Source organism: Streptomyces durocortorensis (assembly GCF_016901035.1).
In the GTDB taxonomy this organism is placed as follows: Bacteria; Actinomycetota; Actinomycetes; order Streptomycetales; family Streptomycetaceae; genus Streptomyces; species Streptomyces durocortorensis.
The window spans coordinates 1-6561 of the sequence record NZ_JAFEUF010000103.1; the positions used below are offsets into that span (position 1 = coordinate 1).

Here is a 6561-nt window from a genome sequence, read left to right on the forward strand (position 1 = left end):
GGCCACCCACAGCCGCCGCCCCCACCGCCGTACCGGAGGAGCGCCGCCGCAGCCGTCCCCGTGACCTGCTCGCGCTGGTGCGCCCCGGCCAGTGGGTGAAGAACCTGGCCGTCGTCCCGCTCGCACTCCTCGACACCCACCCCTGGGGGGCCGCCGACCTCCTGCGCACCGGCTGGGCGATCCTCGGTTTCACCCTCGCCTCCGCCGTCGTCTACGTCGTCAACGACCTCGCCGACCGGGAGCGGGACCGCCTGCATCCGGTCAAACGCCACCGCCCGATCGCCTCCGGCCGCGTCTCCCCGGCCGCCGCCACCGTCCTGACCGGGCTCCTCGCCCTGTCGCTGACCGGCTGGGCGGTGGCCGGTCCCGCCTGGCAGTGGTGGCCCACCGCCCTCTACCTGGCGCTGAGCCTCGCGTACTCCCAGGGACTCAAGCACGTACCGCTGGTGGACGCCTTCATCGTGGCGACCGGCTTCGTCCTCCGGCTCCTCCAGGGGGCGCTGCTCATCGGAGGCCGGCTCTCCGAATGGCTGGCGCTCTGCGTCTTCTCGCTCTGCCTGATGCTGTCCCTCGGCAAACGGCGGCACGAGATGACCGCGGCGGGCCGCGCCCACCGCCCCGCCCTGCGCGGCTACACGCTCGCCTTCCTCGACCACCTGGTCGTCCTGGTCGCCGTGCTGACGGCCGTCAGTTACGTCCTCTACCTCCGCGACGACGCGGCCCTCGCCGCCGGTGCCTCCTTCGTCATCCTGCTCTCCGCCCCCTGCGCCGTCTTCGGCCTCGCCCGCTACCTCCAGCTCCTCCTGGTCGAGGAGGGCGGCGGCAACCCCGTCCACGTCCTCTTCCGGGACCGCGCGACCCTCGTCAACGCCGGCCTGTGGGCGGTCCTCGTCGCCCTCGCCCTCCTCACGCACCCCTCCGGCTGACCGTCTCCGTCCGGCCCGCCCGTCCGCCCCTCCGACCGCCCGAAGGCGTCCCATGAACCGGAAGCACCCCCTCGTCTCCGTCGTCATCCCCAACTACAACTACGGCCGCGCCCTGGAACTCTGCCTGCGCGCCGCCCTCGCCCAGACCTACGAGCCCCTGGAGGTGCTGCTCGTCGACGACTGCTCCACCGACGACTCCGTCGCCGTCGCCGAGGCCTGCGGGGTCCGGGTGATCAGCACCGGCGTCAACAGCGGGGTCGCCACCACCCGCAACACGGGGGCGGCCCACGCCCGGGGCGAGATCGTCGTGTTCGTCGACTCCGACGTGGCGATGGAACCGGACGCGATCGCCAACGCCGTCGCCCTGCTCGACTCCGACCCCCGCATCGGCGCGGTCTGCGGCACCTACGACGCCGAACCCCTCATCCGCGACAGCCTGATCGAGGAGTACCGCTGCCTGCACCAGTTCTACTGGCTGGCCGAGACCGAGGGCCGCATCGGCACCCTGCACACCGCGATCTGCGCCATGCCCGCCCGGGTCTTCGCCGAGATCGGCCCCTTCAACCCCCGGCTGCGCCACACCGAGGACGGCGACTACGCCGCCCGCATCTGCCGGAGTTACGAGGTCCACAGCTCCACCGCCGTCCGGGGCCGGCACGACCACGACGACACCTGGCGGGTCGTCCTGCGCAAGGTCTTCCACCGCACCCGGCTGCACATCCCGCTGTACGTGCGCCGGGGCGACCTCCCCGGCGGTATCGCCACCGGACCCCGGGCCGGGGCCAGCATCGCGGCCCTGCTCGCCCTGATCACCCTGCCGCTCGGCCTGATCGCCGCGCCCTGGCTGCTCGTCCCGGCCGCCCTGCTCGCCCTCACCCTGCTCGCGGACACGGCCCTGTACCGTTTCGTGCTGCGCCGCCGGGGCCCCCTGTTCGCCGCCTACTTCGCCTTCGCGCACACCGTCGTCAACGCCGTCATCGCGGCGGGCGCGGGCGTCGGCGTCCTCCAGTGGCTGGCCTCGCGCCGCTTCCGGCGCCTGTACGAGCCGGGCGCGCACCTCGCCGCGGTACGGGTCACGCCGTGACGGGGGCCTTGGCGGCGGACAGCGCCGCCCCCGCGGAGCCGGTCGCGGCCGACGCGGGCACACCGGCCGAACGGGAAGAGCGGGTCCGCCGGTGGCCCGGCCGGCTGCTGCTCGGCGTCGCCGTGCTGTGGGCCCTGTTCGTCGCCGCCCGCGCGCTCCTCAGCGGCCGGTGGTGGGTGTGGAACGGGCTCGGTCTCGCCCCGCCCCTCCTCCATCTCCTCTTCCCGCTCGTCCTGTTGATCCCGGCCGTGCTGATCCGCCACCGGCGGCGGGCGGCCGTGGGCGTCGTCCTGGTCTCGCTCCTGCTGGGCTCCTGGCAGACCGGGCTGCACCCCGGGGCGCTGCTGCGCGGACAGCCGGCCGTACCCCCGGGTGCCCTGAAGGTGGTCAACTGGAACACCTTCTTCTGGGACCAGGACAGCGACACCGACGCCTTCTACGCCTATCTGAAGTCCCACTCCGCCGACGTCTACCTCCTGCAGGAGTACCAGAACGCCCGGGGCGACGAACCCGCCCCGATCGATGATCTGGCCCGGATCCGACGGGAGTTCCCGGGCTTCCACATCGCCACCGAGGGGGAGTTCCTCACCCTGTCCCGCTTCCCGATCACCTCGGTGCGGGCGCTGCGGCCCGACGGCCTCGCCCCGCCCGACACCTCCTGGGCCGACTACTGGAACATCCGCGTCCTGCGCACCGACATCGACGTGGACGGCGAGACCCTGTCCCTCTACAACACGCACCTGCCCGATCTGCTGAACGTCGACCGCAACCCCCTGACCGCCGCCTACCACCGCTCCGTGCGGCAGCTCTCCGACCGCCGCGACCGCCACTTCCGGGCCCTGCGCGACGACCTCGACGCCAACGAGCACCCGGTGGTCCTCGCCGGGGACCTCAACGTGCTGCCGGGCACCGGGGACCTGCGCTGGTTCGACGGGCTGCGGGACGCCGCCGACGCCGGGGACACCGCGTACCCGGCGACGTTCCCGGTGAGCGGCCCGGCCCTCTGGCGGCTCGACTGGGCGTTCGTGTCGCCCCGCGTCGACCTGCACCGGCAGTCCGTCCAGGACCCGCCCGCCGCGCTCTCCACCCACCGGCTGATCGAGCTGGACCTCTCCCTGCCCGCCTCCGGGGCCACCACCGCCCCGGCCACCGAGAAGGACCGGTCATGACCCGGCGCTCCGCGCGCTCGCCCCGCTTCGACGCGACGATCGTGCTCACCTACTACCTCCCGTACACCAGCGGGCTCACCGAAGTGGCGCGCACGGTCGCCGAAGGGCTGGCCGCGCGGGGACGCCGGGTCGCCGTCGTCGCCTGCCGCCACGAACCCGGGCACCCCGCGCGGGAGACCGTGAACGGCGTGGAGGTGTTCCGCGCCCCGGTCGTCGCCCGCGTCGGACGCGGCGTGGTCAGCCCCGGGTTCGCCCCGCTCGCCGGTCGGATCGCCCGCGCCTCCCGGGTCGTCAACCTCCATCTCCCGATGCTGGAGGCCGGGATCGTCGCCCGGCTCGCCGGAGACACCCCGGTCGTCGCCACCCACCACGACGACGTCTGGCTGGCCGGCGGCGCGCTCGCCCCGCTCCAGGTCAAGGTGGTCGACGCCTCGGTGGCCGGGGCGCTGAGCCGCTCGGCCGCCGTCGTCGTCAACAACGTGGACCACGCGGAGCATTCACGCCACTGGCCCCTGATGCGCGAGCGCCGTCTGCTCTCCATCGCCCCGCCCTGCCGGGAGCGCGAGCCCGCGCCCGCCGCCTTCCGCGAGACGACGGGCCCGCACATCGGCTTCCTCGGCCGGATCGCCCCGGAGAAGGGGCTGCACCACCTGGTGGACGCCTTCCGGACCTTCCCGGACCCCGAGGCCCGGCTGCTCATCGCGGGGGACTACTCCAAGGTCGCCGGCGGCAGTGTCGTCGGGGCGCTGCGCACCCGGGCCGGGGACGACCCCCGCATCCGCTTCACCGGTTTCCTCCACGACGACCAGGTGGCGGGGTTCTACGCCTCGCTGGACGCCTTCGCCCTCCCGTCCGTCGCCGAGGAGTCCTTCGGCATCTCGCAGGCGGAGGCGATGATGCTCGGCGTCCCCTCGGTCGCGAGCGACGCCCCGGGGATGCGTGTCCCGGTGACGGAGACGGGTTTCGGCCGTCTCTTCCCGCCCGGCGACGCGCACGCCCTGGCCGCGGCCCTGCGCGAGGTGGCCGCCTACCCGCCGGAGCGCCGCGCCGAGGGCGGCCGCGACGCCCGCGCCCGGTACGGGACGGACCACTGCCTGGACGCCTACGACGCCCTGTTCCGGGAGGCCGGGGCACGGCGGGGCGTCCAGGGAGCCCCCGCGTGATGACGGCCGTCGCCCTCGGCGGGGCGCTGGGGAACGCGGCCGCGGGGGAGCCGGGCCCGCCGCTGTGGGCCGCGCTGGGCTGGGCCGGATTCCTCGCCGCCCACCTCGCCCTCAACGGCCGCTGGTGGTTCTGGCTGCTGCCCTCGCTGCTGCCGCCGCCCCTCTTCGTCGCGGTGCCCGCACTACTCCTGGTGCTCGCCGGGGTGACGGGAGACCTCGCGGCCGGAGCGGTGGCCGCCGCGGCACTGCTGCTGGGGGCCCGGCAGTCCGGTCTGGCGCCCGGCGCACTGCTGCGGGGAGCGCGCCGGCCACCGCCGGACGGGGCCGTGCGCATCGTCTCCTGGAACACCCAGCACTGGTGCCAGAGCACCGACCCCGATCCGTTCTACGCCTTCCTGCGCGAGCTCGACGCCGACGTCTACCTCCTCCAGGAGTACCACCACGACCGGTTCAACGGCACCTACCGGCTGATCGACGACGAGCGGCGGCTGCGCGCGGCCTTCCCCGATCACCAGGCCGTCATCGCCCGCGGCCTGATCACCCTGTCCCGCCTTCCGGTCGCCGCGACCGTCGAGACGGCCGCCCGCCGGACCCTGCGGGTGGATCTGGAGATGCCCGGCGACGGTCGGATTCTCGCCACGTTCAATGTCCACATCCCGGTACAGCTGCGGCTGATCAGCCCGTTGCGCGCAGACTTCTACCGCGCGGTCCGCTCCCGGGCCGCCGACCGGCGGCAGGAGTACCGGGGACTCCTCGCGGACGTCGCCGACTGCCCCCATCCGGCCCTGATCGCCGGGGACTTCAACACCACCGCCGCCATCGGGGACGCCCGCCGCATCGCCCGCCTGGGCGCCGATGCCGTCGCCCTGGCCGGGAAGGTCTGCCCCGTCTCCTGGCAGGCTCGCCCGGGCCTGCGCTGGTGGCGGCTGGACTGGGTGCTCAGCACACCGGGCGCCCGCGTCCACAGCTACCGCTTCCGCGATCCGCGCGGACTGTCCGACCACTGCGTCCAGGAGGTGTCCGTGTCGCTCGCCGAACCGGACGAACGGCCCGCGGCCGGCCTCCGTGTCCACCACCACGACGAAGGAACCCACCATGCGTTACCGCTACCTCGGCAAGACCGGCCTGCGGGTCAGTGAACTCTGCCTGGGCGCCATGACGTTCGGCCGGGAGGCCGACGAGACCACCAGCCACGCCCTGCTGGACCGCTTCACCGAGGCGGGCGGCACCTTCGTGGACACCGCCGACATCTACTCCGCCGGAGCCTCCGAGGAGATCCTCGGCCGGTGGCTGAAGAGACAGCGCCGCGACGACGTGGTGATCGCCACCAAGGTCCGGTACGGCACCGGGGAAGGCCAGAACGACCGCGGCCTGGGCCGCAACCACCTGATGGCCGGGGTCGAGTCGAGTCTGCGCCGGCTGGGTACCGACCACATCGACCTCTACCAGGTGCACGCCTGGGATCCCGGCACCCCGCTGGAGGAGACGCTCGCGACGCTGGACGCCCTGGTCACCTCCGGCAAGGTGCGCTACATCGGGGCCAGCAACTTCTCCGGCTGGCAGCTCCAGAAGGCCGTCGACCTCAGCCGCGCGAACGGCTGGGAGCCCTTCACCGCCCTCCAGCCGCTCTACAACCTGCTGGACCGCTCCGCCGAGTGGGAACTGCTGGAGGTCAGCCGCAACGAGGGCCTCGGCGTCATCCCGTGGAGCCCGCTGCGCGGCGGCTGGCTGAGCGGCGCGATCCGGCGCGGCGCGGAACGGCCGCCCACGGGCACCCGGGTGGAGACCGCCGAGCGGCTCGGCTGGGGCGAGTCCTGGAGCGCGTACGAGGGCGACGAGCGGACCTGGCGGGTGCTGGACGCCCTGCACGAGGTCGCCGGACGCACGGGCTTGGCGGTGCCAGTGCTGGCCCTCGCCTGGCTGCTCGGCCGGCCCGGCGTCACCGCCCCGATCGTGGGCGCGCGCACCCTGGAGCAGCTGGAGACCAACCTGGGCGCCGCGGACCTGGACCTGGACCCGGCCGACGCGGCCCTGCTCACCGCGGCGAGCGACCAGGCGCTCCCGTACCCGTACAGCGTGATCGAGATGGACCCCGAACTGCGCTGACGCTCCTCGCGTGACCGAAAACGGGCGGGGGGGGGGGGGGGGGGGCGCCCCCGCCCCCCCCCCCCCGCGGCCGGGGGGGGGGGGGCGGGCGCCCCGCAGCGCCGGGCGGGGGG

6 protein-coding genes are annotated in these 6561 nt (G+C 74.4%); all 6 read left to right on the forward strand.

The features are described 5' to 3' along the window. Positions 1-926 (forward strand): UbiA prenyltransferase family protein (locus tag JS521_RS19840; RefSeq protein ID WP_239487541.1); only part of this gene is annotated, 926 nt, incomplete at its 5' end. A gap of 52 nt (positions 927-978) precedes the next feature. Beyond that, the gene (locus JS521_RS19845; RefSeq protein WP_205084318.1) at positions 979-2010 is read left to right on the forward strand and encodes a glycosyltransferase family 2 protein; all 1032 of its coding nucleotides are present in this window, start codon (positions 979-981) and stop codon (positions 2008-2010) included. Further along, entirely contained in the window at positions 2007-3179 is a 1173-nt protein-coding gene (locus JS521_RS19850; protein WP_307847922.1) for an endonuclease/exonuclease/phosphatase family protein, read from the forward strand. The genes JS521_RS19845 and JS521_RS19850 overlap by 4 nt, the downstream gene beginning before the upstream one ends. Beyond that, entirely contained in the window at positions 3176-4342 is a 1167-nt protein-coding gene (locus JS521_RS19855; RefSeq protein WP_205084319.1) for a glycosyltransferase family 4 protein, read from the forward strand. Before JS521_RS19850 ends, JS521_RS19855 begins: the two co-directional genes overlap by 4 nt. Continuing rightward, complete coding sequence (locus JS521_RS19860; RefSeq protein ID WP_205084320.1) at positions 4342-5481, forward strand: endonuclease/exonuclease/phosphatase family protein; 1140 nt, start codon at positions 4342-4344, stop codon at positions 5479-5481. The genes JS521_RS19855 and JS521_RS19860 overlap by 1 nt, the downstream gene beginning before the upstream one ends. Continuing rightward, positions 5438-6448, forward strand: coding sequence for an aldo/keto reductase (locus JS521_RS19865; RefSeq protein ID WP_205084321.1), 1011 nt, complete (start codon positions 5438-5440; stop codon positions 6446-6448). Before JS521_RS19860 ends, JS521_RS19865 begins: the two co-directional genes overlap by 44 nt. Positions 6449-6561: the final 113 nt, after the last annotated feature.

Bases quoted from the DNA above. Each gene is read 5' to 3' on its own strand.
- JS521_RS19845 (WP_205084318.1), top strand. From the start codon at position 979: ATGAACCGGAAGCACCCCCTCGTCTCCGTCGTCATCCCCAACTACAAC.
- JS521_RS19855 (WP_205084319.1), top strand. From the start codon at position 3,176: ATGACCCGGCGCTCCGCGCGCTCGCCCCGCTTCGACGCGACGATCGTG.
- JS521_RS19860 (WP_205084320.1), top strand. From the start codon at position 4,342: ATGACGGCCGTCGCCCTCGGCGGGGCGCTGGGGAACGCGGCCGCGGGG.
- JS521_RS19865 (WP_205084321.1), top strand. From the start codon at position 5,438: ATGCGTTACCGCTACCTCGGCAAGACCGGCCTGCGGGTCAGTGAACTC.